Below are 26,813 nucleotides of genomic sequence, written 5' to 3' on the forward strand. Positions count from 1 at the left end.
CCGTTCTACGCGGTGAGCTCTTCGACGGGCTCCTCGGCGTCCTCGCCGGTCTCTCGGAAGACCTGGCCCTCGAAGAGCGTGACCATCACGTCGTCGTCCTCCCACGCGCCGTTCGGGAGGCCCGCCTTCCGGCAGGTGCGGTCGAGGTACTCGAAGACGCTCCAGTCGTTCTCGACGGGCAGCGTCGGATACATCCAGCCGTGCTGGCCGTCGCCGTCGATGGCGACGCCGTGAACGCCGAGCTCGATGTCCTCGACGGGGTCGTCCGTGAGGACGAGATTCGACACCGTGCAGACGGAGACGCGGAGGTTCGGCAGCTCCGCGGCCTCGACCTCCGAGCCACACGAGGCGTCGGAGGCGGCCTTGATGGACGCCTCGACGATGGCGTGCCCGAGCTGCTGGTCGCGGCTCCCGAGGTCGCGGGCGGACTCCTGGGCGCCCGCGCAGCCCCGGAGCCGGCCGCGGCCGTGGGTGGACTCCAGTCGAACGAACGCGCTCGTTCGGTTGTAGAAGGCATCCCGCATGCTTCCGGGCTGCTCGCGCTGGCCGTTCCGGACGAACGCCTCGACGGATTCGCGTGCTAGTTCGACTGTCCGGGCGCCGTCCTCGAAGGAAAGTACTACTGACTGGGCCTCGGCCATACGAGTTTGTATATGGCAAGGATTAACTTGAACTCTTCCCCTCACGCGCGAGGACCCCGGCGGACTTCTCATCGGCTGCGTAGGACGGCCGAATCGCGGAACGTGAGTCGGACTCGAGCGTAGTGGTTGCTTATCTTACAACGAATCTGCATAATTCCGGCGGCCACAAGGTTGAATACTGCAGGGTGGTCGTCGACGCTCGCTCCGACGGCCCGGGCAACCGAACCCCTTAACGCCGCGGCACTCCTAGAACGGGCGAGCAGAGGGAGCCTGGCTCCCGTGCCGCGAGGCATGAGGAAAGTCCCCCCACCCGTTCGGGCAGGCGGCCGGATGCAAATCCGGGACGGGAGACCGTCGGCACTGGAACAGAGACGACACGTCCCTCTCGAACCGATGAGGCGCGCGACCCGACCCGCGAGGGGAGGAAGCTAACCCGCCGAGGGAAGCGCGGCTTCGCCGCGTTACACGCGAACGGCGCAAGCCGTGAGCGAGCGTGACCGACGAACGTCGGTCACGTTACAGGTGCGCGGCGTCAGCCGCGAGCCAGACGGGAGGGGACCGATGGAACGGCTAATCCCCGCCGGTGCAAGTCCACGCGCGCAAGGTAGCCCGACACGCCCGCAAGGGGCCGCGTGGACGCTCAGCCGAATGCCAGGCCGAACAGAAGGGGGCTTACTCCCCTCCAGCTCGTACCTTTTTGCGGGGTCGCTGCGCGACCCCGCAAAAATCTACACCGGGAGAGCGAGCTCTTCCGAGCCCTGCCGTACCGCGTTCGGCAGGACGCTAAAAAGACCGCCACAGCAACCGCTACCGGCGTGGAGACATCACGATACAGAAGTCTAAGACCGCGGTAAGTCCGCCCTACGAACGGTTCACGGGCTGAAAACGCGAAAAGTAGCGCGAAGCGTTACGCGTTCTCTGCGCCGGCAATCGCCGTCAGCGGGGACGCGCCGCCGACGATGGCGCCCGCGGTCAACACCGCTGCCGCGAGTGTGACGAAGTCGTCGCCCGGACTGAGCCCGGCGAGGCTCGCGCCCGCGTCGACGATGAAGATGGTCACGAAGAAGCTGATTACCGCGAGCGCGAGCAGCAACGCGACCGCGATGACGCTGCCGACGAGTTCGCCGACGGAGTTGAGTATCGACATTGTGTCTCTCTAAACATTGACACGCCGGTGAGGGATAAACGCCGTGGCCTGCTCGCCCGTTCGAATTTCCCGAGAACCGGACCGCGTCCTCACGGCTCACTCTGTTCGCCGTTCGGCTCCTCGTGGTTCTCACTCACTCCGTTCGTTCCGGACCACGCTATCCGTCGAACCCGTCTTCCCACCGGAACGTCCCGTTGCGCTGGACGACCTCGCCGTCGACTTCCATGAACGAGTCCTCGCTGACGTCCGTAATCATGTCCACGTGGACGGCCGACTCGTTGGCCTCGTCCTCGTAGCCCTCGGGGTAGTTGGAGTCGTAGGCGCGGCCGACCGCGAGGTGGACGGTGTCGCCCATCTTCTCGTCGAAGAGGATGGAGTCGGTGAACTGGTCGATGCCGCGGTTCATCCCGATGCCGAGCTCGCCGAGGCGGCGCGCGCCCTCGTCGGTGTCCAGAATCTCGCCGACGACGCTCTCGTTCTGGGCGGCGCTGTAGTCGACGACCTCGCCGTCCTCGAACGTGAGGTGGACGTCCTGCACGCGCTCGCCGCGAATCGTCATCGGGACGTCGAAGAACACCTCGCCCTCGGTGGCGTGGGGCGCGGTGAACACCTCGCCCGACGGGAGATTGTGCGAGTCGTACGCGACCGACGCCGCGGAGTTCACGGCAGTCCGGTTCTCGATTGACATCGTGAGGTCGGTGTCCTCCTTGACGAGCCGGACCTCGCTGCCCGCGTCGAGAATCTCCTTCATGTTCGCCATCTGGTCGGCCAGTTCCTCCCAGTCGCGGAGGATGGCGTCGTACGCGAACTCCCGGTACTCCTCGAAGGACATGTTCGCCTGCTGGGCGAGCGACCGCGTCGGGTGGACCGTCGACACCCAGTCCGTGTCCATCCGGGCCTCGCGGATGCCCTGCCGGGCTTTCGACTGTGCGCGGCGCGTCTCGGCGGGGATGTCCGAGCCTTCACTGGTATTGCGGCCGCCACCGATGGAGAGTACCACGTCGGCGTTCTCGTAGAGCGCGAGTTCGTACTCGGGGTTCTCGTCGAAGTCGTCCTCGTGAGCGAGCGCGTACGCCCGGCCGAGTTCGCTCGACGCGTACGTCGTGACGAGATTCGCGCCGCGCTCGCCGACCTTCTCCGCGACGGCGACTGCGAGCTCGTGGGCGTCCGGGCCGACGCTCAATACGACGTCGTCGCCCTCCTCGACGCGCGCGCTCCAGTCCACCAGCACTTCCGCGTGTTCCTCGATGCGGGGGTCCATACCCCTCTCTCGCGGACGGCGGCGAAAAAGCAGTCGGGTTCCGGACGGCGCCGGGGGTTACACCTGTGTCTCGACGAGTTCGGCGACGTCGGCCATCTCCTCGCCGAGCAACACGAGCGCGTCGTCGAGGCTCACCAGCCGGACGACGTCGCCCGCCTCGTCCACGAGCGGGAGCCGGCGGACGTCCTCCTCGCGCATCGTCTCCACGACCTCGAAGATTTCCGCGCCCTGCTCGGCCGTGACGGGGTCGGGCGTCATCACCTCGTCCACGGTCGTCTGCTCGGGGTCGATGCCGTCGCGGAGCGCGAGCGCGAGGTCGCGGTCGGTGACGATGCCCGCGAGGTCGGTCGTGTCGCCGGTGACGACGACGCTGCCGACGTCTTCGGCGTGCATCGTCTCCGCGACCTGGTCGAGGAACGCGTCCTCGGGCAGGCGCACGACGTCCTCGATTCGTGGTGCTGTCAGGTCGACCATGCTCGCGGAGTCGCCCGCGCGCCAGTAGAAGGTAGTGGCCGTCCTACTCGTAGACGAGGACGGTGCCGAAGGAGGTCTCGACGACCGCGACCTCCTCGCCGGACTGGGCGCGGTACTCCTCCTCGACAGTCAGCCAGTCGGCGTCGAGTTCGTACGTCTCTCCGTCGGCCTCGACGGTGACGGTGTCCCCGGAGTGCATCTGGGCCTGAATCTCGGCGGGGTCGGCGTCTTCGACCGCCTGCATGACCGCGCCGGCCTCGCTGCGGAACTCGGGGCCGACCTTCGAGTCGTCGGCGTCGGCCTCGACGGGGACGAGTTCGATGTCCGGGCGCCCCTCCACGAGCTTGATGGGGGCGTTGACGGTCTCGCTGAGGTCGTACGTGTCGAGGCTCGCGTCGTTGCCGGCGTCGAAGTAGAGCTCGACGCGGTCCAGCGACTCGTTCAGCGGGATGTGGTTCTCGGACTTCCACGCGCGGACTTCGCTCGCGGTCTCGGCGATGTACTCGCCGGCGACCTCGGCGTCCTCGTCGAGCATGTCGACGTCGGGCCACGTCGCGTTGTGGACGCTGCCCTCGGTGCCGGGGAGGTGGGTCCAGATTTCCTCGGTGACGTGCGGGCTGAACGGCGACAGCATCCGGACGACCGCGGTGACCGCGGTGTAGAGGGTCTTCTCGGCGGCGGCGCGCTCGCCGGGGCGGCCGTTGTACAGCCGGCCCTTGACGAGTTCGACGTAGTCGTCGGCGAGGTCCTCCCACGCGAACTCGCGGAGGCGACGGAGCGCCGCGTCGAACCGATACGCCTCCATCTCGGCTTCGACCTCGTCGGCGACGCGCGTGAGTTCCGAGAGAATCCAGCGGTCGGCGTCGCGGTACGCGGGGTCGGCGACGTCGGGCGTGTCCTCGTCGAAGTGCCCGCCCGCGAACTTCACGATGTTCCAGAGCTTCGTCAGGAAGCGGGAGGCGGACTTGACCTCCTTCCACTGGAACTGGACGTCGCTGCCGGGCTGGCCGCCGAGCGCGAGCGCCTGCCGGACGGCGTCCGCGGAGTACTCCTCGATGGCCTCGTCGGGCGCGACCACGTTCCCGCGGGACTTGGACATCTTGTTGCCGTCGTCGCCGAACACCATGCCGTTGACGAGGATGTCCTCCCAGGGCGCCTCGTCGGTGAGCGCGCCCGTCCGCAGCAGCGTGTAGAACGCCCACGTGCGGATGATGTCGTGGCCCTGCGGCCGCAGGCCGACCGGCTCGAACTCCTCGAGGTCGATGTCCTCGGGCCACCCGGAGATGTGCAGCGGCGTAATCGACGAGTCCATCCACGTGTCCATGACGTCGGTCTCGCCGCGCCAGTCGTGGCTGCCGCACTCGGGGCAGGCGCCGACGGCGGGGTCTTCCTCCGTGGGGTCCACGGGCGTCTCCGCGTCTTCCGCGATGTGCCAGTGCCCGCAGTCAGCGCACTCCCACGCGGGGATGGGCGTCGCGAACACGCGCTGGCGGGAGATGACCCAGTCCCACTCCATGCCCTCCGCCCAGTCGACGAGGCGGTCGTGCATGTGCTCGGGAATCCACTCGACGTCCTCGGCCTTCTCCAGAATCAGGTCCTGGTCGACCTCGACGAACCACTGCTCCTTGGAGAGAATCTCGATGGGCGTGTCGCAGCGCCAGCACGCGCCGACGCTCTGCTCGGTGGGCTCGCTGTCGTTGAGGTAGCCCTCGTCGTCGAGCGCGTCCGCGATTTCGGTCTTGGCCTCGTCGATGGTCAGGCCCGCGAACTCGCCGGCCTCCTCGGAGAGGTGGCCGTCCTCGGTGAACACCGACCGGAGGTCGAGGTCGTACTCGGCCCACCAGTCGACGTCCTGCTTGTCCCCGAACGTACAGATCATGACGGCGCCGGACCCGAACTCGGGGTCGACCTCGTCGTCGGCGAGCAGTTCGACCTCCTGGCCGAACAGCGGGACCTCGAACGTGTCGCCGACGCGGCCCTCGAAGCGCTCGTCCTCGGGGTCGACGGCCATCCCGACGCAGGCGGCCAGCAGCTCCGGGCGCGTGGTCGCGATTTCGATGTCGTCGTTGCCGACGCCCTCGAACGTGACGTAGTAGAGGGTGCCCTCGCGGTCGACGTTCTCGACCTCGGCGTCCGCGATGGCGGTCTCGCAGCGCGGGCACCAGTTGACGGGGTGTTCGTCGCGGTAGACCATGTCGTCGTCGGCCATCTCGACGAACGACGACTGGGTCTGCCCCCAGTACTCGGGGTCCATCGTGCGGAACTCCGCCGACCAGTCCTGGGAGAACCCCATCTCGGTCATCGTCTGCTTCATCTCGGTGATGCGGGCCTCGGTGTGCTCGACGCACATCTCCCGGAACTCCTCGCGGGAGACGTCCGTGCGGTGGATGTCGTGGTTCTCCTCGACTTTGACCTCGGTCGGGAGGCCGTGGCAGTCCCAGCCCTGCGGGAAGAGGACGGCGTCGCCCTGCAGGCGGTGGAAGCGCGCGGTGAAGTCGATGTACGACCAGCCGAGCGCGTGCCCGAGGTGGAGGTTCCCCGTGGGGTACGGCGGCGGCGTGTCGATGATGTACTCGGTGTCGGCGTCGCTGGGGTCGAACTCGTAGACGTCGGAGTCCTGCCAGTCGCTTTGCCACTCGGATTCGATGCGGTCGGGGTCGTAGCTGTCCGGAATGTTCGTCATAGCTGGGTGGGTCGTCGGCCGCGGCCGCGTGTCTGCGTGTGCGAGTCGTGACGAGAAGAGGGCTTACACACGTACTACCGCGAGCTCGACGCGCATACGTCAGCGGAGCGGTGGCGCGGCAATAAAGGTTCCCGTCCCGGGCTGTGTCGCGGCTCTGCCGCGCCCGCCCGTCTAGTTTAGGTTGGCCGAAAAACCGACGGGCTTTTATTCTTTAGGCGAACCTAAACGGGTATGCGACGACGCACGTTCATCAAGTCGGGCGGCGCGGCCACCGTCGCCGGCCTGCTCGCCGGCTGTACGAGCGGCTCGGAGACCGAGGACCCCACTTCCGAGCCGACGACCACCGAATCGAGCGCGACGACCGAGGAGCCGACGACCAGCGAAGACAGCTCCTACAGCGTCTCCATCGAGCCGATGGGCGAGGTGTCCTTCGACTCGGTGCCCGAGACGTGGGTCGCGAACAACGGCAGTTGGGCGGACATGGGCGTCGCACTCGGCCGCGAGCCGCCGGAAGCCGTCTGGCTCGCGCGCCGCTACCACACCCAGTACTACGACGAAATCGACGACATCTCCGTGGACGCCGGCGACATGACCTCGCTGTACCAGGGCGGCGTCGACAAGGAGCTGTTCTACTCGCTGGACGCCGACGTCCACGTCATCGACCCGAACTTCCTGCTGAACCGCTTCAGCGGCTGGAGCGAGGGCGACGTCGAGGAAATCAGCGACAGCGTCGCGCCGTTCTTCGGCAACAGCATCTTCTCGCGGGGCTACGGCTGGCACGAGGACTACCAGTACTACTCGCTGTACGAGGCCTTCGAGAAGCTCGCGCAGGTGTTCCAGCGCACGGAGCGCTACGAGGCCTTCGAGAGCCTCCACGAGGACTTCCAGTCCCGCGTCAGCGACGTCGTCCCCGCCGAGGGCGAGCGCCCCAGCGTCGCCATCATGTGGGCGGCCGGCGACGAGCCCACGTCCTTCTCGCCGTACCTCATCAGCGAGGGGACGAGCTTCAAGCAGTGGCGCGACCTCCAGGTCAACGACGCGCTCGCGGAGACCGACGTCCGTGACTTCCACGCCTCCCGCGCCGAGGTCGACTTCGAGACGCTGCTGGAAATCGACCCGGACGTCCTGCTGCTGCGCGGGCAGGAGGCCAAGACCGCCGAGCAGTTCCAGAACACCGTCGTCTCGTTCCTCGAAGACGACACCACCGCCAGCGACCTCACCGCCGTCCAGAACGGCGACGTCTACCGCGGCGGCCCGCTCTACCAGGGGCCGATTACGAACCTCGTGCTCACCGAGCGTGCCGCCCGGCAGGTGTACGGCGTCGAGGAGGAGCTGTTCGACCGCGACCGCGTCGCGAACATCGTCAACGGCGACTTCTGAGCGCGGTCCGACTGTTCTCTTGCGAGCCGGCGAACGGAAGACGGGACGCTACAGGTCGCCGACGTCCTGCTGGCGCCGCATCAGGTAGAGGAAGTACGGGCCGCCGAGGACGCCCGTGACGATGCCGACCGGCACTTGGCCGACGGGGAGCGCGAGCCGCGCGATGACGTCGGCGGCGACCATCAGCGCGGGGCCGGCGAACAGGCACCCGACCATCAACTGCTTGTAGTCGCTGCCGACGATGTTCCGGACGACGTGCGGGATGAGCAGGCCGACGAACCCGACGATGCCCGCGATGGCGATGCTGGCGGCGGCCGCGAGCACGGCGACGCCCGCCAGCAGGAACCGCGTGCGTTCGACGGCCATGCCGAGCGAGCGCGCGGTCTGCTCGCCGAGCGCGAGCACGTTCAGCTGGCGCGCGCTCACGAGCGAGAGCGCGACCGAGCCGAGCGCCCACGGGAGCGCGGGCCGGATGTGGCGCCACTCGACGCCGGTCAGCGACCCCGTCGTCCACGCGATGGCGCTCTGGACGACGCCGAGGTCCTCGGCGAAGTAGAACATCCCCTGCTGGAGGGACTGGAACACCGTCGAGACGATGACGCCCGCGAGCACCAGCCGCACCGGGCTCGTGCCGTTCTGCCACGCGATGACGTACACGAGCACGAACGCGCCGGCGCCGCCGAGCGCGGCGATGATGGGGAGGTAAGCGTTCAGCCCGGAGAACACGACGAGCGTAAGGAGGATGGCAAGTCCCGCGCCCGAGGAGACGCCGAGGATGTACGGACTGGCGAGCTCGTTGCGGGTGACCGCTTGGAAGATGGCGCCCGACACCGCGAGGCTCGCGCCGACGACGACGGCGGCGGCCACGCGCGGCAGCCGGATGGTCCAGACGACGACCGTGCCGGTCGCCAGTTCCGGGAGTTCGCCCTGGAAGCCCGTAATCGTCCGCATCAGGGACTCGCCGACGACGAACTTCAGCAGCCACCGCGGGTCGTAGATGACGTCGGTGTCGAACAGCGCTCTCAGCGCTTGTTCGAGGCTCATCGAGTACGAGCCGTACCGGACCTGTACGACGGCGCCGGCCGCGACGATGACGACGCTCGCGACGACGACGCCGACCAGCGAGCGGTCGATTCCGTCGCGGAGGCGTTCGGTGTCGCCTACGGACATCGCTTCCTCCGGGCGGGGCGTCGCGCGCGTGGTCGTTCGCCGGGCGGGGCCGGGTGGCGGCGAGTCGTCGTGTCCATCTACTTTAGGGTTGCCTAAACGAAGCAAAAGGATTTCGTTCCGCGCTCCCGCGAGCGGCGCCGCCGGCCCGGGACACGCTCAGTCCAGCGACCCCTTCGGAATAATCTGGGGGTCGGGGGTGTAGGAGATGGCGGCGTCCACGCTGAAGACGTCCGAGAGCAGCTCCTCGGTCAGCACCTCCACGGGCGGTCCCCAGTCGTACACCTCGCCGTCTTCGAGCGCGACGAGGTAGTCCGCGCGGCGGGCCGCCTGCGCGATGTCGTGGAGGACGACGCCGACCGTGACGCCGTCCTCCTCGTTGAGCCGCTCGATGGTCTCCATCACGCGCAGCTGGTGGTGGAGGTCCAGATACGTCGTCGGCTCGTCCAGCAACAGCACGTCCGGCTCCTGCGCCAGCACCATCGCAATCCACGCCAGCTGCTTTTGCCCGCCGCTGAGCCCGCCGACCTCGCGCTCGCGGAGGTGCTCGACGCCCGCGAGGTCGATGGCCCGCTCGACGGCCGCCTCGTCCTCGTCGGTCACCGAGTCGAAGAACCCGCGGTGGGGGTAGCGGCCGTGGTAGATGAGGTCTTCGACGGTGATCGAGCCGGGGGAGGTGTTCTCCTGGGAGAGCAGGCCGAGTTCGCGCGCGAGCTCCTTCTGCCCGTACTCCTGTATCTCCTTGCCGTCGAGGACGACCGCGCCCGCCTCGCGGTCGAGGTGGTTCGACAGCGCCTTCAGCAGCGTGGACTTCCCGCTGCCGTTCGGCCCGACGAACGCGGTGATTTCGCCCTCTGGGATGTCGACGCGGTCGCAAGTCACGACCGGCTCGTCGGCGGTCGCGTACGTCACTTCGAGGTCGTCACCGAACAGCGCCGAGGGGGTGTCCTCGTCGGCCTCGCTCGCCCGTTCCGCGCGCTCGGCGGTGGTCTCTTCCAGCGACACTACCGCTCACCCCGAGAGCCAGTCCGGTCGGCGCCGACGCTTCGGTTCACGGCCGCAGTTTAGGCGTGCCTAACGTTAATCGTTTCCCCTTCGCTCGCGGTCCTCCAGCGCCGCGACCCGCTCGCGCAACGCCTCGATTTCGCGCTGTAACTCGGCGTTCGTGGGGGTTTCGCGCTCGACCCCCACACTGACGGCGGCCGCGACCAACGCCGTCAACGCCAGCGCCGCGCCGAGGACGCCCAGCCACGCCGGCACCGACACGTCCAGCGCCAGCAGGAGGGCGGCGTCGTTCACGACCACGACCGCGAGGACCACCGGGAGCGTGCGCATATTCGCGTGTCGCCGTGCGGCCGACTGAAACCTTGTGGTCGCCGGACTGCGGCGACCGTAACCGACTTCGGGGACGGTGGTATCTCGAACCGTAATGGCAGCGACGGAGGACAGCGCCTTCGACGAGTACCGCGACCGCGTCGAGCGGCCGCTCGGCCGGCTGTTCCGGGAGTACGGCGCCAGCGAGTGGCCGTACTTCGCGGCCGGCATGGTGGCGAACGTCGTCGCGCGCGTCGCCAGCCTCCTGCCGCCGGTCGTACTGGGGGCCGCCATCGACAGCGTGTTCACCGGGAACGCGCCCTTCGACCTCCCGCTCGTGCCCGCGGCGTGGTTCCCGACCGAGGAGGTCGCCGTCTTCGAACTGTCCGTGGTGCTCATCGCGGGGTCGTTCCTCGTCACCGCCGTGTTCACGTACGCGTACGGCGTCACCGCGAACCTGTTCGCGCACCGCGTGATGCACGACGTCCGCACGGACTCGTTCGCGAAGATGCAGGGCCTGGACATGACGTTCTTCGACGACAAACAGACCGGCGAGGTGATGTCCGTGCTGAACAACGACGCCTCGAACCTCGAAGTGTTCCTCGACGACGCGCTCCAGAACTCCGCGCGGCTCGTCGTGATGGTCGCGGGCATCACCGCCATCCTCGTCGCCGAGAACTGGCAGCTGGCGGTCGTCACGCTGTCGGCGATTCCGCTGATGGTCGCGCTCACGTCGTGGTTCATGAAGCGCGCCGAGCCCCGCTACGAGCGCCAGCGCGCCGCCGTCGGCAACCTCAACACGAAACTGGAGAACAGCCTCGCGGGGGTCGAACTCGTGAAGACCAACGCCGCCGAGGCCCACGAGACCGACCGCGTCACGGACGCCTCCTACCGGTTCTTCCGGGACACGATGGACGTCCTCCGCCTGAGCTACGTCTACCGGCCGGGCATGGAGCTGCTCGCCGGGCTCTCCTTTGCTGTGACGTTCGCCGTCGGCGGCTACTGGCTGCTGTACGGCCCGCCGCTGTTCCTCTCGGGGTCGCTGTCCCCGGGCGCGTTCGTCACGTTCATCTTCCTCACCCAACGGTTCGTCACGCCGCTGGCGGAGGTGTCGAACATCGTCGACCAGTACGAGAACGCGAAGGCCTCCTCCGCGCGCGTGTTCGGCCTCATGGATGTCCCCTCGGCGGTCACGGAGGCCGAGGAGGCCGTCGAACTCACCGACGTCGAGGGGCGCGTCGAGTACGACGACGTGACGTTCAGCTACGACGCCGAGGAAACCGTCATCGACGACGTCTCCTTCGACGCAGACCCCGGCGATACCGTCGCGCTCGTGGGGCCGACCGGCGCCGGGAAGTCCACGCTCTGCAAGCTCCTGTTGCGGTTGTACGACGTGGACGAGGGCGCGGTTCGCGTGGACGGCCACGACGTCCGCGACCTGACGCTGGCGAGTCTCCGCGAGCACGTCGGCTACGTCAGTCAGGACACGTTCCTCTTCGACGGCACCATCGCGGAGAACATCGCGTACGGCCAGTTCGACGCCGACCGCGAGGCGGTCGTCGAGGCCACGAAAGCCGCCGACGCCCACGAGTTCGTCGTCGACCTCCCGGAGGGCTACGACACGGAGGTCGGGGAGCGCGGCGTGAAGCTCTCTGGTGGCCAGCGGCAACGCATCGACATCGCACGCGCCATCCTCAAAGACCCCGAGATTCTGGTCTTCGACGAGGCGACCAGCGACGTGGACACGGAGACCGAGCGCCGCATCCAGGCGAGCCTCGACGACCTCTCCGCGGACCGCACCGCGCTCGTCATCGCGCACCGGCTCTCCACCGTCCGGGACGCCGACGCGATTCTGGTCGTCGAGGACGGCGAAATCACCGAGCGCGGCACCCACGACGACCTCCTCGACCGCGGCGGCCGGTACGCCGACCTCTGGAACGTCCAGACGACCACGCTGGACGAGTGACCGCTCCCGGCGCTGGAATTTTGTCGGCGGCGTTCCAACGTGTAGGTATGGACGTCGAAGTCAAACACCTCGGTGCGCTCGGCATCCTCGGTGTGCTCGGCGTGCTGACCAACGAACCCGCGCTGTTCGGGCTGTTCGCCCTCTTCGTGCTGTTCGCCAGCGACCGCACCATCACGGTGCCGACGCCCGGCGGCCGCGACGCCAGCGCCGACTGACGCCCCCGCGGCTATCGCAACCACTACCTACCGCGGCCGGGAGTGCCACGTATGGAACTCGGTGTTGTCGGTCTCGGCCGCATGGGGCGCATCGTCGTCGACCGGTGTCTGGACGCGGGCCACGACGTGGTCGCGTTCGACATCGACGCGGACGCCCGCGAGGACGCCGCCGACGCCGGCGCGACGCCCGCGGAATCGATTCCCGACCTCGTGGACGAACTCGGCGACGAGAAGCGTGTCTGGCTGATGGTGCCCGCCGGCGACCCCGTGGACGCCGCGCTCGACGAACTCGCGCCCGAACTCGACGCCGACGACGTGGTCGTGGACGGCGGGAACAGCCACTTCGAGGACTCCACGCGGCGCGCCGGCGAGTACGAGTTCGCGTACCTCGACTGCGGCACCTCCGGCGGCCCCGCCAGCGCGGAACTCGGCTTCTCACTGATGGTCGGCGGCCCCCAGTGGGCGTACGACGAACTCGTTCCGGTCTTCGACGCGGTTGCGACCGGCCCGGACGGCCACGACCGCATGGGGCCCGCGGGCTCGGGCCACTACGTGAAGATGGTCCACAACGGCGTCGAGTACGCGCTCATGCAGGCGTACGGCGAGGGCTTCGAACTCCTCCACGAGGGCCGCTACGACCTCGATTTGGAAGCCGTCGCGAACACGTGGAACAACGGCGCCGTCATCCGATCGTGGCTACTGGAACTCTGCGAGGAAGCGTTCCGCGAGGAGGGCAACGACCTCGGCGACGTCGCCGACCACGTCGCCGGCGGCTCTACGGGCACGTGGACGGTCCAGGAGAGCCTCGAACAGGAGGTCCCGCTCCCCATCATCTATCAGGCGCTCGCCGAGCGCTTCGACTCCCGCGCCAGCGGCGACGGCGAGGGGCGGTTCGCGCGGCGGCTCGCGAACCGGCTGCGGTACGGGTTCGGCAGACACGAGGTCGCTCGGAAGGAGTAGCGCGGTTCTCAGTCGCTCGCTCCTTCCGAACCGCGGGAAACGCGAGCGGGGAGCGAAGCGACCCGCGAGCCGAGCGTAGCGAGCAACTGGGGGAGGTCAGTAGGTGTGGTCGTACTCGATTTCGTCGGCGACCTGTTCGGCGACGCCGGGCGAGCACTCGCGTTCGAGGAGGTGGAGAGCGAGATCGATGCCGGCGGTGACGCCGGCGGCGGTGAGGACGGTGCCGTCGTCGACGTAGCGGTCGTCGCGGACGTCGACGCCGTACTCGCGGAGGTCGTCTTTCGCGGACTCGTGGGTGGTCGCCGGCCGCCCCTCTAGGAGGTCGCCCTCCGCGGCGAGGAGCGCGCCCGTGCAGACTGTCGCGACGGTCGCGCCGCCGTCGTGGAGCGTAGCGAGGCGCTCCGGGAGCGTGCCGTCCTGCACTTCGGCCCACGTGCCGTTCTCGCTGCGGTCGTTCCAGCCGCCCCCGGGCACGAGCACGAGGTCGGGCGTGCCGATGAGCACGTCGTCCGGTTCGACGCGGAGGCCGTGGCTCGCGGTCACGCGCTCGCTTGGTACCAGCGTCTTCAGGTTCGCGTCCACGTCCGCGCCGAACGCGGCGGCCGTCCGGAACACCTCGTAGGGCGCGACCGCGTCCAGCTCGTCGAACCCCTCGTACAGCAGTATCGCGACGTCCATACCGGGGGTTCGCGTTACCCCCTCAAAACTCGCCCGGAGCGGGGCGGTGAGCAATCACAATACTGTTAAGCCACCTCTCCGTACCGCCGGACATGGTGAACACACTGGGGCTGCTGCTCGGTCTCGGGATGGCGCTCGCGCTCGTCGGGCTCCACCTCCTGAAGGGCACGTCGAAGCCCGTCCCCGAGGACATCGCCAGCGAGGTCCTCGAACAGCGCGCCTCGACGGTTCCGGAGACCGACTTCCCGGAGCCGTACAACCGCTCTATCGGCGGTGGCGGCGGCGCCGGCGCGGTCGCGGGCGGCGCCGCGGAAGGCGAACTCGAAGAAGAGAGCGAGGAAGACGAGGGCTTCGACCCCGAATCCATCCCGGAGGACGAGGTCGAGTACTACGAAATCGAGTTCGTCAAGGAAGGCGAGACCATCGAGGTCGCGAACAACGAGTCCATCCTCGACGCCGGCGAGGAGGAGGGCTGGGACCTCCCGTACGCCTGCCGGCAGGGCCAGTGCCTGTCGTGTGGCGGCCGCGTCGCCAGCGGCGAGGACGCGAGCGAGTTCATCCGCCACACGAACAACGAGACGCTCAGCGACGACGAGATGGAGAAGGGGTACATGCTGACGTGTACCGCCCACCCGACCACGTCGTTCTCCGTCGAGACCGACGAGACGCCGTAACTGCGGACCAGTTCTCCCCGCGACGACCGTCGTTCGACGGCGACGCGTGCCGTTTGCCGCTTTCTCCGAGCCGGAGTTTTCAAAACGGGCCGCTGCGTGAGACGTTGTAGTGCCCGAAACCCGCTCGACGAGCAGCATCACCGAGGGCGACCTCGTCGGCCCCATGATTCGGCTCGCGTGGCCGATGGTCGTCATCCAGCTCCTCCAGGTGACGTACAACCTCGCGGACACGTTCTGGCTCGGCCGGCTGTCCGGGAACGCCGTCGCCGCCATCAGCCTCGCGTTCCCGCTGGTGTTCTTCCTCATCTCCGTCGGCGGCGGGTTCACGACCGCCGGGTCGATTCTCGTCGCGCAGTTCACGGGCGCCGACAGCGAGGGCTCCGCGGGGAAGGTCGCCGCGCAGACGCTGGGCTTCGTCGTCGCCATCTCGACGGTCCTCGGCGTCGTCGGCCACTTCCTCACGCGGGACATGCTCGCGTTGCTCCCCGCGCAGGCCGAGACCGCCCGGGTCGTCGTGCCGCTGGCCGGCGACTACATGGAGGTGTTCTTCCTCGGGATGCCCGCGCTGTTCGGCTTCTTCGTGTTCTCCGCGCTGATGCGCGGCTACGGCAACACCCGCACGCCGATGCTCGTGATGTTCGTCAGCGTCGCCATCAACGTCGCCCTCGACCCGTTCCTCATCTTCGGCTGGTGGGTGTTCCCCGAGATGGGCATCGCGGGCGCCGCCGTCGCCACCATCTTCGCGCGCCTCGTCGCCGCCGTCATCGGCGTCTACGTCCTCTTCTTCACGAACGCCGGCCCCGACATCTCGCTGTCCCAGTTCGCGCCCGACTTCTCGATGATTTCCCGCATCGTCCGCGTCGGCACGCCTAGCGCCGCCGAGCAGTCCACGAGCGCGCTCGCGATGATTACGCTCACCGCGATGGTGGCGTCGTTCGCGCCCGCCGTCGTCGGCGCGTTCGGACTCGGCAACCGCCTCATCTCGCTGGTGTTCCTGCCCGCGATGGGACTGGGCCGCGCCACCAACACGATGGTCGGGCAGAACCTCGGCGCGAAACAGCCCGAGCGCGCCGAGCGCGCCGTCTGGCTCGCCGCGAAGGTCGCCGCCGGCGTCCTCCTCGCGGTCGCCGTCCTCGCCGCCATCTTCCCGCGGCCCATCGTCGCGGTGTTCCTCAGCCCCGGCGCGGAGAACGCCGCCGCCATCGTCGAGTACGGCTCGACGTACGTCCGCATCCGCGCCGTCGAGTTCGTCTTCGTCGGCGTCGTCCAAGTCTTGCTCGGCGCGTTCCGCGGCGCCGGCAACACGAAGACCGCGATGGTGATTTCGATGGTGACGCTGTGGATTGGCCGCGTCCTCACCGTCTACCTGTTCGCGTTCACGCTCGACTGGGGTGCTATGGGTATCTGGGTCGGAATGGCGTTCGGGAACATCACCGGTGCCATCGTCGCCGCCGCGTGGTTCACGCGCGGCACGTGGAAGCGCACGCTCGTCGACGCCGACGACGGCGACCCCGCATGACCGCCTTGGACTCACAACCGTTATACCGTTGCCCCCGCTACCACACGCCGAGGGCGCGTAGCTCAGCGGACAGAGCACTTGGTTCCGGACCAAGATGTCAGGGGTTCAAATCCCTTCGCGCCCGCTTCTCGGTGGTTCGATAGCGATCATCGGAACTGGCAAACGATTTACTTGTCCGTGCGTCGTATCGCGTGAATGTGAGTTGGCGCCGCTCGGCCCGCCGTCTCGTCGCGCTCGTCGTGTATTTCGTGACGTTCACGCTCGGCGCCGGGCTATTCGCAATCGACCCGGTTCGCGTCCTGCTCGCCGTGCCGGTGCTGGCTGGCGTCGTGGTGCTCGGTCACGCGGTGAAAACGAGTCACCTCGACGCGGTCGGCGTCGCGATACTGTGGCTGTGGGGCGCCGTGTTGGCGCTCAGCGTCGGTGGGGCCGTCGTCGAGACCGCGTTTCTGCTCCTGCACCGAGATGTACCGCCGTTAGTCGAACTGCGGGTGGCGCGCGTCGTCGGCACGGTCGCGCTCGTCGCCGTCCCCCTCTCGGTCTACCTCCGGCGCGTCCGGCGGAATCGACGAGCGACGGGTTCGAGCGGACGAGCCGCCTGATACCGCCCCTCGAAATCCTCGGCTGTCCTATTCTGAAAGTCGTCACAAGACACTTCTCGGGGGCGTCCGAACCCGCACAGCGATGGCTTCTGGTCCCTCGCCCTCCAGCCCTCCACCCTCGGAGTCGTCTCCGCGTCGTTCGTCGCGGCGCGCGTTCCTCGCGGGCCTCGGCGCGGTCTCGGCGACCGCGCTCGCGGGCTGTAGCGCGCTCGACGGCGACGCCGGTCCGGCCCCGTTCCCCGACGGCGACTGGCGGACGTACGGCAACGGCGCGACGAACGCGAACTACGCCGCGGGCGGCGTCCCGGAGCCCGAAGCCCACACGAACCTCGCGTCCGGGCAGTGGCCGCAGTTGCCGCCGGTCGTCCACGACGGCGTCGTCTACTTCGCCGCGGACCGAGCGGTCGTCGCCGTGACGCCGGACGGCAACGAGCAGTGGACGTGCCGCCTCGACGTGGAAGCCTGCGGCGCGCCCGCGCTGGATCCCGAGCGCGGCCGGCTCTATGTCCCGACTCGGGTCGTCCCGACGCAGGACGGCCCGGACCCGGCGCCCGCGTCGGTCACCGTCCTCTCACTCGCGGACGGCGACATCGTCGCGACCCACCGCGTCGGCGACGGCCGCACGTACGGCGTCACGGTCGCCGACGGCGACGTGTACGCCCGGAGCGCGACGTCGTGCGTGCGGCTCGCGCCCGACGGCACCGAGCGCTGGCGGCGCTCGCTGACGCCGCTGGTCTACGACGAGTACAACCTCGGCGACTCGTCGGCGACCCAGATTCCACCAGCAGTCACCGACGACGGCGTGTACGTCCCCGACCGGGACGCGCTCGTGAAGTTCGACCGCGAGACTGGCGACGAACAGTGGCGCGTCCCCGTGGACACGCCGTACGCCGCCGCGGTCGTGGACGACGGCGGCGTCGTCCAGACGGGCTGGCAGGAGACGGTCGCTGTCACGCGCTCGGGCGACGTTCGCTGGCGGCGGGACCTCCAGAGTCGGGCGGCCGCCGCGGCCGACGGCGGCGACCTCTACGTCGTCTCCGGCGACCTCCACGAGGTCGACGCCGAGACCGGGGAGACGAACTGGCAGGCACACCTCCCCAGCGAGGGGACGGCCGCGCCGGTCGTGACCGACGAGTCGGTCCTCGCCGTCGCCGGTAGCGTCTACGCGTTCCGCCGGGACGCCGGCGGCTTCCTCGGTCCCGACCGGCGGCGCTGGCGCGTCGCCGCGGTCAACGCGACGACGCACGCGTCCCCGGTGCTGGCGGCCGGGCGGGCGTTCGTCGTCACGCTGTCGCGTCTCGTGGCGCTCTCGCCCGAGACGAGCGACTGAGAGACGTGACTCGGGAATGGCGCGCGGCGTCGCGGGCCGCCGCGAGAATCAGTGCTCGGTCTCCGCGTCGCGGTCGTCGTCGGGTGCCGCGCCCATCGCGGCGAGTTCGTCTTCGTCGAGTTCGATGGCGTCGCTGCCGGAGCCGTCGGCCATCCCCGTCGTCATGAGGATGCGGATGGCCGTGCGGACGCTGAGGTCGGCGTCGTAGACGCGGCTCTCCGGGACCATTAGGAGCGCGCCCTGCGTGGGATTGGGGCTGCCCGGCACGAAGACGTTGTGCGCGGGCTCGCCGGCCACGTCGCCGACGCCGCTGGGGCTCTCGCCGGTCTTCAGGCCGAGCCGGTAGAGGCCGTCGCGCTCGTACTCGACGTACACCGCGGACTCGAAGTCAGAACTCCGCGAGGAGACGGAGTTCGCCATCTGCTTGACGCTGCTGTAGATGGTGCGGAAGACCGGGACGAAGTTCACCAGCCGCCCGGTCCGGCCGAACACGCGCCGGCCCGTGGGGCGCTTGGCGAACGCGCCGAGGACGGTGACCGCGACCAGCAGCACCGCGAGCGCGACCAGTTGCGCCAGCAGGTAGTTGTCGGCGGTGTACGAGGCGAGTCGCGTCCCTTCGACGATTGGCTGCAGCTGGCCCGCCAGGAGGTTCGTGACGAACCGGAGGATGACAATCGTCGCGACCAGCGGCGCCACCAGCACTACTCCCGCGAGAAAACTGCTCTTCAGTGACTCCTTGAGCCGCATATCGCGAACGGGCGCGCTGCGGAGAAAAGTGTGGCGGTGGGCCGTGTTTCCGACCCCCGAGAGAACACATGTCAAAGTTTATGTCGGTGGAGTAAGATGATTACGCGAACACGAATGCGAGGGGGAGGGTCTGCCGGCGGCTCGACGCACGTTCTCGTCACCGGCGCGGACGCCGTGGCGACGGACGCCGACGTCCCGCCGGCGTCGAACGTGCTTGGTATCACTTACGAGACCGCCGCGGAGACGTGGCTCGGGGAGGTCCAGTCCGGTCCGGAGCGCACCGCCGTCGTGAGTGTCGGGGAGCACTCGCGGGCGGCCGCTGCCGCGCCGGCCGAACCGACCGCCGCCGCGTCCGAGGACCTCGCGGTCGCGACGGCCGCCGTCGAGACCGTCCCGGAGGTCGCGGACGTCGCCAGCGTCGGCGTGCTCGTCAACGACTACGTGTCGGCGTGGGACGACGAGACCACCGTCTACGTCGACGACTTCTCGGCGCTGCTGGACCCGACGTCCACGGAGACGGCGTTCCGGTTCGCGCACGCGCTGACGTCGTGTGCGGCCGCCAACGACGCGCGCGTCGTCGCCGGCCTCGACACCGCCGACCGACCGTCGTACGTCGCCGCGACGTTCGCGGAGCTGTTCGACGACGTCCGCGAGGTCTAGACCCAGTCCTCGCGGCGGAAGTACGCCATCAGTATCAGCGCCATCGCGGCCATCCCGACCATCACCGCCGGGTAGCCGTACGGCCACGCCAGCTCCGGCATGTGCTCGAAGTTCATGCCGTAGACGCCCGCGACGAACGTCAGCGGGAGGATGACGGTGGCGACGACGGTGAGCTTCTTCATCGCGTCGTTGGTGGACATCGACAGCGCGTTCAGGTAGATGTCCCGGGCGCCGCTCGTCAGGTCGCGGTACGTCTCCACGAGGTCGACGAGCTGGACGAGGTGGTCGTAGACGTCCCGGTAGTACTTCTCGGCGTCCTCGCCGATCTGCTCGGGGTCGCCGCGCGCCAGCACGCCGACGGCTTCCCGCGTCGGCCACAGCAGCCGCCGCACGGACAGCAGGTCGCGGCGCAGGTCGTTGATGCGCTCGAGGACGTCGTCGCCGGCGGCGTCCACGACCTCGTCCTCGACGACCTCGATGTCGTCCTCGATGTCGTCCAGGATGGCGAAGTAGTCGTCGACGACGCGGTCGAGACACCGGTACGCGGTGAAGTCCGCGCCCCGGGAGGCGAGCCGCGGCTCCTCGCGGTGGACGCGCTCCCAGACGTCGTCCAGCGAGGCGACGCGCTCCGGTTCGACGGTGACCAGCCAGTCGTCCCCGAGGAACAGCCCGACCTGCTGTGCGTGGAGTTCCTCCGCGAACGCGACGTCGCCGCGCCGCAGCGTCGCCGCCTTCACGAGCACGAACGTGTGTTCGTCGAACTCCTCGACCTTCGGCCGGACGTCCCCGCGCACGTCCTCGACTTCCAGCGCGTGGATGTCGTAGGCGTCGGCGACGTCGTCGAGTTCGGCGTCGCTGGGGTCGGTCACGCGCACCCACGTCGTCCCTTCGGCGTCCCGCGCGGCTTCGAGGTCGGTCCACTCCGCGAGCCCGTCGGCCGCGTAGACGACGCAGTCGACGGTCACGCCGCCACCTCCCGTCCCGCGGTGATGCTCAACAGCGTGATGCCGACGATGAGTGCGGTGATGCTGAACGCCCGCCCGGGGTAGGCGACGGTGGTGCCGACGACGTAGCCCGCGACGCCGGCGGCGGTCGCGGCGACGCCGGCCGCTCGCAGCCAGTGCATGCTCTGGTGCTCGCGCCCGGCCACCAAAAGTGCCCGCCCGACTACTCGACGCGCTCGCCCTGGTAGCTCCCCTCGTAGGTGTCGGCGTGTTCGGCGTCGGCGAGCACGAGCTGGGCGACGCGCGCACCGCGTTCGAGTTCGACCTCGTGGTGGACCTGCAGCAGTCCCTCGCCCTTCCCGGTGTAGCCGGCGTCCCAGACGGCGGTGTTGAGCATGCAGGAGTTCCGCATCAGCGACGACCGCGGGTAGAGGAAGCCGACGTGGTCCTCGGGGATGGAGATGGTCTCGGCGTACTGGAGGATGTAGCCGCCCGGCGAGAGCGTGAACGTCTCTGCCTCGGTCGCGACCGGCTGGCGGTCGCCGATGGTCTTGCCGTCGGTTCCGATGCGGCCGGGCTGGCGCTGTTCGAGGACGGCTTCGACGGTGAGGTCGACGCCGTTCGGCTGGACCTGTGCTTTCGTGACCGGTTCGACGTGCTCGGCGACGAACGCGCCGCTCTCGTACATGCAGGGGCGGTCGCCCTCGCGGCCCTATGCTCTGTCGGTTCCACCGCCGAGTAGAATACGACCCCAAGACAGTATTATTTGTAGGTAAGAACTAGAAAAATTTTAAGTCTAAACGGTAGATCGGTTGGGTGGTATGGCTGACAATACCAACCTGACGCGACGCGGCTTCCTGGGGGCAGCGGCAGCCGGAACAGTAGCGCTGGTCGGCGCGGCGTCGGCCGCGCCCGGCAAGGGGAACGGCAACGGAAACGGCCCGGAGCGCCGCGAGTACATCGTCGGCGTCTCCGCGACCGAGGACGACCCGAAGGGGTACGTGAAACAGCACCTGAAGGGCCGCGAGCAGGCCCTCGACAGCAACGAGACGCTGAACACGACCGTCGTCGGGCTGCCGGAGAACGCCGCCGAGCCCGCTCACGAGAACTTCCGCGAGCGCCTCGAAGCCGCGGACGCGGTGAAGTACGTCGAGCAGAACGTCGAACTGCAGGCGCAGGTCGCGCCCAACGACCCGCGGTACGGCGACCAGTACGCCGACCAGCAGGTGAACGCGCCCGACGCGTGGGACGTCACGTTCGGGGACGCGTCCGTGACCGTCGGCGTCGTCGATCAGGGCGTCAAGTACGACCACCCGGACCTCGACGGGAACATGGACGGCTCCGTCTCGAACTACGGCCGGGACTTCGTGGACGACGACGGCGACCCGTACCCGGACAGCATGGCCGACGAGTACCACGGCACGCACGTCGGCGGCATCGCGGCCGCCGAGACCGACAACGGCGAGGGCGTCACCGGCATCGGCAACTCCAGCTGCTCTCCGGGCGCGCGCTCTCCGAGCAGGGCTCGGGCTCGACGTCGGACATCGCTGACGCCGTGACGTGGGCGGTCGACCAGGGCGCGGACGTCGTGAACCTCTCGCTGGGCGGCGGCGGGTACACGAACACGATGAAGAACGCCGTCTCCTACGCCGCGGACAACGGCGCGCTCGTCGTCGCTGCGGCGGGCAACGACGGGCAGGGCTCCGTCTCCTACCCGGCGGCGTACAGCGAGTGTCTCGCGGTGAGCGCGCTCGACCCCGACGAGACGCTGGCGTCGTACTCGAACTACGGCTCGAACATCGAACTCGCGGCCCCGGGGACGAACGTCCTCTCGACGTGGACCGACGACGGCTACGACTCCATCTCGGGGACGTCGATGGCGACGCCCGTGGTCGCGGGGGTCGCGGGTCTGACGCTCGCGCAGTACGACCTTACGAACGCCGAACTTCGCGACCACCTGAAGGCGACCGCCGTTGATGTCGGCCTCTCCGGCGACGAGCAGGGCGCGGGGCGCGTCGACGTCGGCAACGCCGTCACCACCGAACCCGGTTCCGGCGGGGGCGGTGGTGGCGGTGGTGGCGGCGACGGCGGTTCGACGTCGACGACCGTCTCCGGGTCGCTGAACTACTGGGGAAGCACGTGTCACACGTACGCCTTCGAGTACGACAGCCCGAGCCGCGTCGTCCTCGAACTCTCCGGGCCGTCCGACGCGGACTTCGACCTCTACGCGACCACGGGCGTGGACGCGTGCCCGACCACCTCGGACTACGACCGCCGCTCGTGGACGACCAACTCCCAGGAGACCATCTCCATCGACGACCCGGACGCGTCCACGGACCTCCACGCGCTCGTGGACTCCTACTCGGGGAGCGGTGACTACACGCTCACGGTCACCGAGTACGAGTGACGAGCGACCCGCGAATCGTGTGGGTCGTTCACACTGTGCAAATAAGGACTTAGCCCGCGTATAAGGCGAATACGCCGTTCCTGAAACACGCGGGATTTATAATCTTCGAAGGTGCATCTTCGGACGCTATGGGACAGACGCTCACGGAAAAAATCCTCGACGACCACCTCGTCGAGGGCGACCTCGTTCCCGGTGAGGAAATCGGGATCGAGATCGACCAGACGCTCTCCCAGGACACCACTGGGACGATGGTCTGGCTGCAGTTCGAGGCCCTCGAGATGGACGAAGTCCAGACCGAGCTCGCGGCCCAGTACTGCGACCACCAGACTTATCAGTTCGACTTCAAGAACACCGACGACCACCGCTTCCTGCGCTCGGCCGCGGGGACGTACGGCGCGTACTTCTCCCGGCCCGGGAACGGCATCTGTCACAACGTCCACAAGGAGAACTTCGCCGCGCCCGGCAAGACGCTCCTCGGTTCTGACAGCCACACGCCGACCCCCGGCGGGCTCGGTCAGCTCGCCATCGGCGCCGGTGGCATCGACATCGCCGTGGCGATGGGCGGCGGCGCCTACCACGTCGAGATGCCGGAAGTCGTCAACGTCCGCCTCGAAGGCGAGCTCCCCGAGTGGGCCACCGCCAAGGACGTCATCCTCGAGCTCCTCCGTCGCCTCTCCGTGAAGGGCGGCGTCGGCAAGGTGCTCGAGTACACGGGTCCGGGCGTGGAGACGCTCTCGGTGCCCGAGCGCACCACCATCACGAACATGGGCACCGAACTGGGCGCCACCTCCTCCATCTTCCCGACCGACGAGAAGACCGAGGAGTGGCTCGCGCAGTTCGACCGCGAGGACGAGTTCGTCGACCTCGGCCCCGACGAGGACGCCGAGTACGCCGACGAAATCGTCGTCGACCTCTCGGACCTCGAACCGCTCGTCTCGAAGCCGTCCATGCCCGACGAGGTCGTCCCCGTCCGCGAGGTCGAGGGCGAACAGGTCGAGCAGGTCATCGTCGGCTCCTGTACGAACGGCGCCTACGAGGACATCCTCCCGTCGGCGAAGATGCTGGAAGGCCGTCAGGTCAACGCCGGCACCGAGATGATTGTCGCGCCCGGCTCCAAGCAGGCCTCCGAGATGCTCGCCCGCGAGGGCTGGACCGCCGAGATGATGGCGGCCGGCGTCAACTTCTCCGAGGCGACCTGCGGCGCCTGTATCGGCATCGGCCACGTTCCGGCCAGCGATTCCGTCTCGCTGCGGACGTTCAACCGGAACTTCGAGGGGCGCTCGGGCATCGAGGACGACTCGGTGTACCTCTGCTCGCCGGAAGTCGCCACCGCGGCGGCCATCAAGGGCGAAATCGTGGACCCGCGCGACCTCGCCGACGAGCTCGGCGACCTCGAAGCGCCCGGCTTCGAGCTCGCGGACAAGTACTCCGCGGGCTACGGCGCGGACGACCCCGACATCATCACGCCCGACGAGGCCATCGACGACGAGCTCATCAAGGGCCCGAACATCTCCAGCGTGCCGGTCAAGGACCCCATCGACGAGGACGTCTCCGGCGAGACGCTCTTGAAGATGGGCGACAACATCACGACCGACCACATCATCCCGGCGACCTCCGACATCCTGAAGTTCCGCTCGAACATCGAGCGGCTCTCGGAGTTCACGCTCTCGCGCATCGACGACACGTTCGCCGAGCGCGCGAAGAACGCCGGTAGCAGCGTGCTCGTCGCGGGCGAGAACTACGGGCAGGGTTCCTCCCGCGAGCACGCGGCGATGTGCCCGATGTTCCTCGGCGTGGAAGCGGTGCTCGCACAGAGCTTCGCGCGCATCCACAAGGCCAACCTGTTCAACTTCGGCCTGATTCCGCTCACCATCGACGAGGAGACCTACGAGCGCATCGAGCAGGGCGACGACGTCGAAATCGTCGACGACGCCCGCGCGGGCGTCGAGTCCGGCCAGGAGGAGTTCACCATCCGCGTGAACGACGACTGGGAGGCGACCGCCTACCTCGACGCGTCCGAGCGCGAGCGCCGCACGCTCGCGGCCGGCGGGAAGCTCTCGCTGACGAAGCAGCGCCACGGCGACAGCGGCGCGACGAGCTCCGCCGACGACTAAGCGCCTCGATTCTCTCTCCTTTCTTTCGCGGCCCGACAGCGGCGCGTGGACTTCGCCTGCCACAGCGCCTTTATCCGCGGTGTGCCTAGGGTGGCACGTGACGACCGTCGCCCCGCGAGGCTCCGACACGGCCATCCGGCAGGCGACCCGCGCGGACCTGCTGGACGTGTTCGGCATCGAGAAGGAGGTGTTCGACCAGCCGTGGCCGTACTCGGCGTTCGAGCGGCAGGTCGGGACGCCGGCGTTCCTCGTCAGCGAGACGGGCGGCCCCGTCGCCGCGAACGGCGAAATCACGGGGTACGTGGTCGCGGACACGATTCCGAACCACCGCCAGCCGCTTGGCCACGTCAAGGACATCGCGGTCCGCCCGGACAGCCGCGGCGAGGGAATCGGCGCGGCGCTGCTGCGGCGGTCGCTGTCCGCGCTCGGCGGGCAGGGCGTCCGCAGCGTGAAACTCGAAGTCCGGCAGAGCAACGACGCCGCGATGAACCTCTACGAGAAACACGGCTTCGAGTACCTGCGGACGCTCCCGCAGTACTACTCGGACGGCGAGGACGCCTACGTGCTCGTCGCGAACCTCGAAGACCGTGACGCGTTTTAGGCGGTAGCCCCATCTCTCCGGCATGGGCTACGAGTGTCCGGTCTGCGGCGTCGAGGAAGCCGACGGCGAACACCTCGCGAACCACCTCGCGTTCACGGCGCTGGTGCGGGGCGGCGACCACGAGGCGTGGCTCGACGAGACCGTGCCGGACTGGGAGGACCGCGACCCCGAGTCGCTGGCGCCCGACGTGACCGAGCACGCCGAGGAGACGGACACGGAGACGGTGACCGAGCCCCACGGCCACGAGATGCCTGCCGTCGAACAGCACGGCGACGCCGACCTCTCCGGGGAGGCGGCCGCGATTCTCGACGACGCACAGGAGCTCACCGAGCAGCTCCACGAGTCGTCGCTGGCGAGCCCCGACCCCGAGGACGGCGACGACGACTCCGAAACCCAGTAGGGCGTCCAGGCTGTTTTTTCGTGCATGACAGAGACGCGTGGCGTGCTCGCGCCCGCGACCGAAGCCGCGGTCCGCGAGCGCTTCGAGGGCGTGGGGCCGGCCGCACAGACAGTCACCCGCGAGGTCGCTCGCGCGATGGAACTCTCCAAGGAGGAGTACGACGAGCGCGTCACCAGCGACGTCGTGGGCGCCGCCCGCGAAGCGATGTTCGCCTCGCTGCTGGCAGTCGAGGTCGGCGACTACGAGGAGTTCGAAACCGCGAAAGCCGACCACCCCGACGCCGAAGTCCACGAAAACGGAAGTAGCGACGTGGACCGCGCCGCGTGGCACTACGTCCCGTTCGCGGACGCGCTGGTGGCGACGACGTTCCAGAACGAGCCCGACGCCGCCGTCGCGACGCTGCGCCGCATCGCGTTCAGCGAGTTCTACGAGCCGGTCCTCTGACTACCGCGACACCTGGTAGTCCGAGCAACACTCCGCGAAGTCCGCGTCCGGCGCCGAACACCGCCCCGTGCAGGGGTGGTCGATGTGGCGCTTGAGCGCGCGAGCGGCCTCGTCGGAGAGCGCGCCGCCGATCGAATCGGAATCGGCGCCGTCGAGGTCGAGGTCGTCGCTCGTGAAGTTCTCCACGAGACACCGCTTCCACATGAGCTCGCGCGTGACCGTCTCGCCGTCCCCGGTGAGCGTCGCGCCCTCGTAGCGCTCGTAGTCGACGAGCCCGCGCTCGGCGAAGTCGTTCACGCGCTCGGTGACGGTCGCGGGGTCGACGTCGAGCCGGTCGGCGACCTCGCCGGTCTTCGCCGGGCGGCCCTCGCGGGCGGACACCAGCAGGATGGCGCTGAGGTAGCGGCCCGCCGTCTCCGAGAGGTCTCCCCCACTCATCTCGCGTGTTCGTCCGCCCCTCGGAGGGAAAAGGCTGTTCCCGGCCG

At 68.7% G+C, this 26,813-nt stretch carries 27 protein-coding genes, 1 tRNA gene, 1 other RNA gene and 1 pseudogene; 16 read left to right on the forward strand and 14 right to left on the reverse strand.

Annotated elements, in window-relative coordinates; genetic code table 11:
* Nucleotides 1-5: 5 nt before the first annotated feature.
* Complete coding sequence (locus ABSL23_RS05175; RefSeq protein WP_089649661.1) at nucleotides 6-641, reverse strand: TIGR00296 family protein; 636 nt, start codon at nucleotides 639-641, stop codon at nucleotides 6-8.
* Between the two features lie 258 nt (nucleotides 642-899).
* Here ABSL23_RS05175 and rnpB point away from each other — a divergent pair.
* Nucleotides 900-1,329, forward strand: an RNA gene (gene rnpB / locus ABSL23_RS05180) — RNase P RNA component.
* Nucleotides 1,330-1,548: 219 nt separating this feature from the next.
* On the opposite strand, the gene ABSL23_RS05185 is transcribed toward rnpB, so the two are convergent.
* From ABSL23_RS05185 to ABSL23_RS05200, 4 genes are all read right to left on the reverse strand, one after another.
* Nucleotides 1,549-1,788, reverse strand: coding sequence for a hypothetical protein (locus tag ABSL23_RS05185; RefSeq protein ID WP_059055174.1), 240 nt, complete (start codon nucleotides 1,786-1,788; stop codon nucleotides 1,549-1,551).
* Nucleotides 1,789-1,945: 157 nt separating this feature from the next.
* Nucleotides 1,946-3,049: an aminopeptidase gene (locus ABSL23_RS05190; protein ID WP_059055176.1), complete on the reverse strand. Its 1,104-nt coding sequence runs from the start codon at nucleotides 3,047-3,049 to the stop codon at nucleotides 1,946-1,948.
* A gap of 57 nt (nucleotides 3,050-3,106) precedes the next feature.
* Nucleotides 3,107-3,523: a CBS domain-containing protein gene (locus ABSL23_RS05195; protein ID WP_059055178.1), complete on the reverse strand. Its 417-nt coding sequence runs from the start codon at nucleotides 3,521-3,523 to the stop codon at nucleotides 3,107-3,109.
* Between the two features lie 43 nt (nucleotides 3,524-3,566).
* Nucleotides 3,567-6,206 (reverse strand): valine--tRNA ligase, encoded by a 2,640-nt coding sequence (locus ABSL23_RS05200; RefSeq protein WP_353634944.1) that lies wholly within the window; start codon nucleotides 6,204-6,206, stop codon nucleotides 3,567-3,569.
* A 231-nt stretch (nucleotides 6,207-6,437) separates the two neighbouring features.
* Between ABSL23_RS05200 and ABSL23_RS05205 the strand changes: the two genes are divergently transcribed.
* Nucleotides 6,438-7,586 (forward strand): ABC transporter substrate-binding protein, encoded by a 1,149-nt coding sequence (locus ABSL23_RS05205; protein ID WP_059055181.1) that lies wholly within the window; start codon nucleotides 6,438-6,440, stop codon nucleotides 7,584-7,586.
* 48 nt (nucleotides 7,587-7,634) lie between these two features.
* On the opposite strand, the gene ABSL23_RS05210 is transcribed toward ABSL23_RS05205, so the two are convergent.
* From ABSL23_RS05210 to ABSL23_RS05220, 3 genes are all read right to left on the reverse strand, one after another.
* A complete protein-coding gene (locus tag ABSL23_RS05210) occupies nucleotides 7,635-8,756 on the reverse strand; it encodes an iron ABC transporter permease (protein WP_059055183.1) in 1,122 nt (373 codons plus the stop codon).
* Between the two features lie 156 nt (nucleotides 8,757-8,912).
* Nucleotides 8,913-9,752, reverse strand: a complete 840-nt coding sequence (locus ABSL23_RS05215) for an ABC transporter ATP-binding protein (RefSeq protein WP_059058129.1) — start codon at nucleotides 9,750-9,752, stop codon at nucleotides 8,913-8,915.
* Nucleotides 9,753-9,833: 81 nt separating this feature from the next.
* Nucleotides 9,834-10,088, reverse strand: a complete 255-nt coding sequence (locus ABSL23_RS05220) for a hypothetical protein (RefSeq protein WP_059055185.1) — start codon at nucleotides 10,086-10,088, stop codon at nucleotides 9,834-9,836.
* Between the two features lie 94 nt (nucleotides 10,089-10,182).
* Between ABSL23_RS05220 and ABSL23_RS05225 the strand changes: the two genes are divergently transcribed.
* Genes ABSL23_RS05225 through ABSL23_RS05235 form a run of 3 tightly spaced genes read left to right on the forward strand, consistent with a single transcriptional unit; the run spans nucleotide 10,183 to nucleotide 13,208 of the window.
* Nucleotides 10,183-12,033 (forward strand): ABC transporter ATP-binding protein, encoded by a 1,851-nt coding sequence (locus ABSL23_RS05225; RefSeq protein ID WP_089649658.1) that lies wholly within the window; start codon nucleotides 10,183-10,185, stop codon nucleotides 12,031-12,033.
* A 47-nt stretch (nucleotides 12,034-12,080) separates the two neighbouring features.
* The gene (locus tag ABSL23_RS05230) at nucleotides 12,081-12,248 is read left to right on the forward strand and encodes a hypothetical protein (protein WP_157533961.1); all 168 of its coding nucleotides are present in this window, start codon (nucleotides 12,081-12,083) and stop codon (nucleotides 12,246-12,248) included.
* Between the two features lie 51 nt (nucleotides 12,249-12,299).
* The gene (locus tag ABSL23_RS05235) at nucleotides 12,300-13,208 is read left to right on the forward strand and encodes a decarboxylating 6-phosphogluconate dehydrogenase (protein ID WP_059055189.1); all 909 of its coding nucleotides are present in this window, start codon (nucleotides 12,300-12,302) and stop codon (nucleotides 13,206-13,208) included.
* Nucleotides 13,209-13,304: 96 nt separating this feature from the next.
* Here ABSL23_RS05235 and ABSL23_RS05240 read toward each other — a convergent pair whose 3' ends face one another.
* Nucleotides 13,305-13,886: a DJ-1/PfpI family protein gene (locus ABSL23_RS05240; RefSeq protein ID WP_059055191.1), complete on the reverse strand. Its 582-nt coding sequence runs from the start codon at nucleotides 13,884-13,886 to the stop codon at nucleotides 13,305-13,307.
* A 92-nt stretch (nucleotides 13,887-13,978) separates the two neighbouring features.
* Between ABSL23_RS05240 and ABSL23_RS05245 the strand changes: the two genes are divergently transcribed.
* From ABSL23_RS05245 to ABSL23_RS05265, 5 genes are all read left to right on the forward strand, one after another.
* On the forward strand, nucleotides 13,979-14,560 hold the full coding sequence (locus tag ABSL23_RS05245; protein ID WP_059055193.1) for a 2Fe-2S iron-sulfur cluster-binding protein: 582 nt from the start codon (nucleotides 13,979-13,981) through the stop codon (nucleotides 14,558-14,560).
* Between the two features lie 163 nt (nucleotides 14,561-14,723).
* Nucleotides 14,724-16,079, forward strand: coding sequence for an MATE family efflux transporter (locus ABSL23_RS05250; protein ID WP_059058131.1), 1,356 nt, complete (start codon nucleotides 14,724-14,726; stop codon nucleotides 16,077-16,079).
* Nucleotides 16,080-16,130: 51 nt separating this feature from the next.
* Nucleotides 16,131-16,203: transfer RNA gene (locus ABSL23_RS05255), tRNA-Arg, on the forward strand.
* Between the two features lie 73 nt (nucleotides 16,204-16,276).
* Nucleotides 16,277-16,681 (forward strand): hypothetical protein, encoded by a 405-nt coding sequence (locus ABSL23_RS05260; protein WP_059055194.1) that lies wholly within the window; start codon nucleotides 16,277-16,279, stop codon nucleotides 16,679-16,681.
* An 82-nt stretch (nucleotides 16,682-16,763) separates the two neighbouring features.
* Nucleotides 16,764-18,011, forward strand: a complete 1,248-nt coding sequence (locus ABSL23_RS05265) for a PQQ-binding-like beta-propeller repeat protein (protein ID WP_059055196.1) — start codon at nucleotides 16,764-16,766, stop codon at nucleotides 18,009-18,011.
* A gap of 48 nt (nucleotides 18,012-18,059) precedes the next feature.
* Here ABSL23_RS05265 and ABSL23_RS05270 read toward each other — a convergent pair whose 3' ends face one another.
* Nucleotides 18,060-18,758 (reverse strand): DUF502 domain-containing protein, encoded by a 699-nt coding sequence (locus ABSL23_RS05270; RefSeq protein ID WP_059055198.1) that lies wholly within the window; start codon nucleotides 18,756-18,758, stop codon nucleotides 18,060-18,062.
* A 96-nt stretch (nucleotides 18,759-18,854) separates the two neighbouring features.
* On the opposite strand from ABSL23_RS05270, the gene ABSL23_RS05275 reads away from it, so the two are divergent.
* Entirely contained in the window at nucleotides 18,855-19,418 is a 564-nt protein-coding gene (locus ABSL23_RS05275) for a hypothetical protein (RefSeq protein WP_353634945.1), read from the forward strand.
* Here the strand turns inward: ABSL23_RS05275 and corA are convergent.
* From corA to ABSL23_RS05290, 3 genes are read right to left on the reverse strand one after another with little or no spacing between them, the layout of a single operon-like run.
* Complete coding sequence (corA, locus tag ABSL23_RS05280) at nucleotides 19,415-20,383, reverse strand: magnesium/cobalt transporter CorA (protein WP_059055201.1); 969 nt, start codon at nucleotides 20,381-20,383, stop codon at nucleotides 19,415-19,417. The genes ABSL23_RS05275 and corA overlap by 4 nt on opposite strands.
* Nucleotides 20,380-20,544, reverse strand: coding sequence for a hypothetical protein (locus ABSL23_RS05285; RefSeq protein ID WP_169793376.1), 165 nt, complete (start codon nucleotides 20,542-20,544; stop codon nucleotides 20,380-20,382). The genes corA and ABSL23_RS05285 overlap by 4 nt, the downstream gene beginning before the upstream one ends.
* 41 nt (nucleotides 20,545-20,585) lie before the next feature.
* Entirely contained in the window at nucleotides 20,586-21,050 is a 465-nt protein-coding gene (locus ABSL23_RS05290; RefSeq protein ID WP_059055203.1) for a deoxyuridine 5'-triphosphate nucleotidohydrolase, read from the reverse strand.
* Nucleotides 21,051-21,183: 133 nt separating this feature from the next.
* On the opposite strand from ABSL23_RS05290, the pseudogene ABSL23_RS05295 reads away from it, so the two are divergent.
* The 5 genes and pseudogenes from ABSL23_RS05295 to ABSL23_RS05315 all read left to right on the forward strand — a co-directional run bounded on the left by ABSL23_RS05295 (nucleotide 21,184) and on the right by ABSL23_RS05315 (nucleotide 26,328).
* Nucleotides 21,184-22,769: pseudogene (locus ABSL23_RS05295) on the forward strand (S8 family serine peptidase).
* A 128-nt stretch (nucleotides 22,770-22,897) separates the two neighbouring features.
* Entirely contained in the window at nucleotides 22,898-24,883 is a 1,986-nt protein-coding gene (locus ABSL23_RS05300; RefSeq protein WP_353634946.1) for an aconitate hydratase, read from the forward strand.
* A 97-nt stretch (nucleotides 24,884-24,980) separates the two neighbouring features.
* A complete protein-coding gene (rimI, locus tag ABSL23_RS05305; protein WP_059055206.1) occupies nucleotides 24,981-25,484 on the forward strand; it encodes a ribosomal protein S18-alanine N-acetyltransferase in 504 nt (167 codons plus the stop codon).
* Nucleotides 25,485-25,506: 22 nt separating this feature from the next.
* A complete protein-coding gene (locus tag ABSL23_RS05310) occupies nucleotides 25,507-25,884 on the forward strand; it encodes a DUF5810 domain-containing protein (RefSeq protein ID WP_353634947.1) in 378 nt (125 codons plus the stop codon).
* Between the two features lie 24 nt (nucleotides 25,885-25,908).
* The gene (locus ABSL23_RS05315; protein WP_353634948.1) at nucleotides 25,909-26,328 is read left to right on the forward strand and encodes a DUF5809 family protein; all 420 of its coding nucleotides are present in this window, start codon (nucleotides 25,909-25,911) and stop codon (nucleotides 26,326-26,328) included.
* On the opposite strand, the gene ABSL23_RS05320 is transcribed toward ABSL23_RS05315, so the two are convergent.
* The gene (locus ABSL23_RS05320; RefSeq protein ID WP_353634949.1) at nucleotides 26,329-26,766 is read right to left on the reverse strand and encodes a metal-dependent transcriptional regulator; all 438 of its coding nucleotides are present in this window, start codon (nucleotides 26,764-26,766) and stop codon (nucleotides 26,329-26,331) included.
* Between the last annotated feature and the right edge of the window lie 47 nt (nucleotides 26,767-26,813).

Source organism: Halobacterium sp. NMX12-1 (assembly GCF_040435975.1).
GTDB lineage: Archaea > Halobacteriota > Halobacteria > Halobacteriales > Halobacteriaceae > Halobacterium > Halobacterium hubeiense.

Excerpts from the sequence above, each read along its gene's own strand:
- ABSL23_RS05230 (WP_157533961.1), top strand. The coding sequence starts at position 12,081 with ATGGACGTCGAAGTCAAACACCTCGGTGCGCTCGGCATCCTCGGTGTG.
- ABSL23_RS05175 (WP_089649661.1), bottom strand. The coding sequence starts at position 641 with ATGGCCGAGGCCCAGTCAGTAGTACTTTCCTTCGAGGACGGCGCCCGG.
- ABSL23_RS05245 (WP_059055193.1), top strand. The coding sequence starts at position 13,979 with ATGGTGAACACACTGGGGCTGCTGCTCGGTCTCGGGATGGCGCTCGCG.
- ABSL23_RS05290 (WP_059055203.1), bottom strand. The coding sequence starts at position 21,050 with ATGTACGAGAGCGGCGCGTTCGTCGCCGAGCACGTCGAACCGGTCACG.
- ABSL23_RS05220 (WP_059055185.1), bottom strand. The coding sequence starts at position 10,088 with ATGCGCACGCTCCCGGTGGTCCTCGCGGTCGTGGTCGTGAACGACGCC.
- ABSL23_RS05285 (WP_169793376.1), bottom strand. The coding sequence starts at position 20,544 with ATGCACTGGCTGCGAGCGGCCGGCGTCGCCGCGACCGCCGCCGGCGTC.
- ABSL23_RS05300 (WP_353634946.1), top strand. The coding sequence starts at position 22,898 with ATGGGACAGACGCTCACGGAAAAAATCCTCGACGACCACCTCGTCGAG.
- ABSL23_RS05250 (WP_059058131.1), top strand. The coding sequence starts at position 14,724 with ATGATTCGGCTCGCGTGGCCGATGGTCGTCATCCAGCTCCTCCAGGTG.
- ABSL23_RS05315 (WP_353634948.1), top strand. The coding sequence starts at position 25,909 with ATGACAGAGACGCGTGGCGTGCTCGCGCCCGCGACCGAAGCCGCGGTC.
- ABSL23_RS05235 (WP_059055189.1), top strand. The coding sequence starts at position 12,300 with ATGGAACTCGGTGTTGTCGGTCTCGGCCGCATGGGGCGCATCGTCGTC.
- ABSL23_RS05265 (WP_059055196.1), top strand. The coding sequence starts at position 16,764 with ATGGCTTCTGGTCCCTCGCCCTCCAGCCCTCCACCCTCGGAGTCGTCT.
- ABSL23_RS05210 (WP_059055183.1), bottom strand. The coding sequence starts at position 8,756 with ATGTCCGTAGGCGACACCGAACGCCTCCGCGACGGAATCGACCGCTCG.
- ABSL23_RS05205 (WP_059055181.1), top strand. The coding sequence starts at position 6,438 with ATGCGACGACGCACGTTCATCAAGTCGGGCGGCGCGGCCACCGTCGCC.
- ABSL23_RS05270 (WP_059055198.1), bottom strand. The coding sequence starts at position 18,758 with ATGCGGCTCAAGGAGTCACTGAAGAGCAGTTTTCTCGCGGGAGTAGTG.
- ABSL23_RS05240 (WP_059055191.1), bottom strand. The coding sequence starts at position 13,886 with ATGGACGTCGCGATACTGCTGTACGAGGGGTTCGACGAGCTGGACGCG.
- ABSL23_RS05185 (WP_059055174.1), bottom strand. The coding sequence starts at position 1,788 with ATGTCGATACTCAACTCCGTCGGCGAACTCGTCGGCAGCGTCATCGCG.
- ABSL23_RS05190 (WP_059055176.1), bottom strand. The coding sequence starts at position 3,049 with ATGGACCCCCGCATCGAGGAACACGCGGAAGTGCTGGTGGACTGGAGC.
- ABSL23_RS05320 (WP_353634949.1), bottom strand. The coding sequence starts at position 26,766 with ATGAGTGGGGGAGACCTCTCGGAGACGGCGGGCCGCTACCTCAGCGCC.
- ABSL23_RS05310 (WP_353634947.1), top strand. The coding sequence starts at position 25,507 with ATGGGCTACGAGTGTCCGGTCTGCGGCGTCGAGGAAGCCGACGGCGAA.
- ABSL23_RS05195 (WP_059055178.1), bottom strand. The coding sequence starts at position 3,523 with ATGGTCGACCTGACAGCACCACGAATCGAGGACGTCGTGCGCCTGCCC.
- ABSL23_RS05275 (WP_353634945.1), top strand. The coding sequence starts at position 18,855 with ATGATTACGCGAACACGAATGCGAGGGGGAGGGTCTGCCGGCGGCTCG.
- ABSL23_RS05200 (WP_353634944.1), bottom strand. The coding sequence starts at position 6,206 with ATGACGAACATTCCGGACAGCTACGACCCCGACCGCATCGAATCCGAG.
- ABSL23_RS05225 (WP_089649658.1), top strand. The coding sequence starts at position 10,183 with ATGGCAGCGACGGAGGACAGCGCCTTCGACGAGTACCGCGACCGCGTC.